Annotated in this window: 1 protein-coding gene; it reads left to right on the forward strand. The window is 52.3% G+C overall.

Annotation, left to right across the window (positions count from 1 at the left end; translation table 11 throughout):
* Window positions 1-317: 317 nt before the first annotated feature.
* A partial coding sequence (locus OB13_RS18765; protein WP_461491717.1) for a ribonucleoside-diphosphate reductase subunit alpha occupies window positions 318-2695 on the forward strand: 2378 nt, incomplete at its 3' end.

Below are 2695 nucleotides of genomic sequence, written 5' to 3' on the forward strand. Positions count from 1 at the left end.
GAGCAGGGCATCCGGTCCTGCCCTTCCTGACCATACAAAATACATTATCGTGCCCGGGTAAAGCTGCCAACGCTTTTACCTGCTGCTTCGAAGCCTGTAACCTGCAAACCACCACCCAAGGCTTGCGGTCCCAACACTTTTATAAGCATTTTGCTTAACTTATAAAGTATAGTATTGCAACGGCTTACGTATGTATATGCGTATTGCCTTATGTAAATATTAGCATGTATCAACCGGCTGCATCGGCAGCTGCTCTTTATAGATTCTTTTTATTCATTAACCACCCGGGCCCTTGAAACCCGCTAAATGTATATGCTATGTTAGTAGTAAAACGAGACGGCAGACGCGAATCCGTTAAATTCGATAAAATCACCGCACGCATCGAAAAGCTGTGCTATGGTTTACATATGGACTTTGTGTCGCCGATAGAGGTGGCCAAAAAAGTAATTGACGGCATTTACGACGGCGTAAGCACCATCGAGCTGGATAACCTGGCTGCTGAAACGGCTGCTTCGCTTACGACCAAACACCCGGACTATGCAGTACTGGCGGCACGTATTGCCATTTCCAGCCTGCACAAGGTAACAAGCAAGTCGTTCTCCAACACCATGAAGCGCCTCTATACCTACGAGGACCCCAAGACTGGTGAGAACGCATCGCTGCTGGCCAAAGATGTGTATGAGATCATCCGTAAGCACGCCGCTACACTGGACTCAACCATCATTTATGACCGGGACTATAACTACGACTATTTCGGCTATAAAACGTTGGAGCGCTCTTACCTGCTTCGCCTGGATGGCAAGATCGTGGAGCGCCCGCAGCAAATGCTGATGCGTGTGGCGGTGGGCATCCACAAGGAGGATATCGAATCTGCCATCGAGACATACAATCTCATGTCTGAAAAGTGGTTTACGCACGCCACACCAACTTTATTCAACGCCGGCACACCAAAGCCGCAGCTGTCCTCGTGCTTCCTGCTCACCATGCAGGACGACAGCATACCGGGCATCTATGATACGCTGAAGCAGTGCGCCCAGATCTCGCAGAGCGCCGGCGGCATTGGCCTGAGCATCCACAACGTACGCGCCACAGGCTCTTACATCAAAGGCACCAACGGCACCTCCAACGGTATTATCCCTATGCTGAAGGTGTTCAACGACACGGCCCGCTACGTGGACCAGGGTGGTGGCAAGCGCAAAGGCGCCTTCGCGATATACCTGGAGCCCTGGCATGCCGATATCTTCGAATTCCTGGACCTGAAGAAGAACCATGGCAAGGAAGAGAACCGTGCCCGTGACCTGTTCTACGCTCTCTGGACGCCTGACCTGTTTATGAAGCGTGTGGAAGAGAACGGTGACTGGAGCCTGTTCTGCCCGAACGAAGCACCTGGCCTGGCTGATTGCTGGGGCAAGGACTTTGAGCGCCTCTACGAGAAGTACGAGCGTGAAGGCCGTGCCCGCAAAACGGTGAAAGCGCAGGAACTGTGGTTTGCTGTACTGGAATCCCAGATCGAAACCGGTACGCCGTACATGCTCTACAAAGACGCTGCTAACAGCAAGAGCAACCAGCAAAACCTGGGTACGATCAAGAGCTCCAACCTCTGCACCGAGATCATGGAGTATACCAGCGAAGACGAGGTAGCGGTTTGTAACCTGGCATCGCTGGCCCTGCCACGCTACGTGAAAGAGGAGAACGGCCACAAGGTGTTCGATCACCAGAAGCTCTTTGATGTAACCTACCATGTGACCCAGAACCTGAACAAGGTAATTGACATCAACTATTACCCGGTACCGGAAGCACAGAACTCCAACATGCGCCACCGTCCGATCGGTTTGGGCGTGCAGGGACTGGCCGATACCTTCATCGCGCTGCGTATGCCATTCGAAAGCGAAGAAGCACGTGGCCTGAACAAGGACATCTTCGAGACGATCTACTTTGCTGCCATGACGGCCTCCAAAGACCTGGCGAAGAAGAACGGTGCTTACGAAACATTCAAAGGTTCTCCCTTATCAAAAGGTATATTCCAGTTTGACATGTGGAATGTAACACCGGATAGCGGCCGCTGGGATTGGGAAGAACTTCGCAAAGAAGTAGTAGAGCACGGTGTACGCAACTCGCTGTTGCTAGCCCCAATGCCGACTGCTTCTACTGCCCAGATCCTGGGTAACAACGAGTCGTTTGAGCCTTATACCTCCAATATCTACCTGCGCCGTGTGCTGAGCGGTGAGTTCATGATCGTGAACAAGCACTTGCTCAAGGACCTGATCGCGCTGGGGCTGTGGAACGACAAGATGAAGCAGGATATCATCGCAGCCAACGGCTCGGTACAGGATATCCCGAACATCCCGCAGAACATTAAGGACCTCTATAAGACGGTATGGGAAATCAGCCAGCGTACAGTGATCGATATGAGTGCGGACCGTGGTGCTTACATCTGCCAGAGCCAGTCGCTGAACCTGCACGTGATGAACGTGAACTTCGGTAAGCTGACCTCTATGCACTTCCACGCCTGGAAACGCGGCCTGAAAACAGGTATGTACTACCTGCGCACCAAAGCAGCTGTAGACGCCATCAAGTTTACAGTAGAGAAACAAGCCGCCGAAACGCTGCAGCCGGTCTACAACAACCAGGAACAAAATCGCAGCGACATGAGCTGCTCCCTCGATAACCCAGACGCTTGCGAAGCTTGTGGATC

It is taken from the genome of Pontibacter sp. HJ8 (assembly GCF_054824225.1).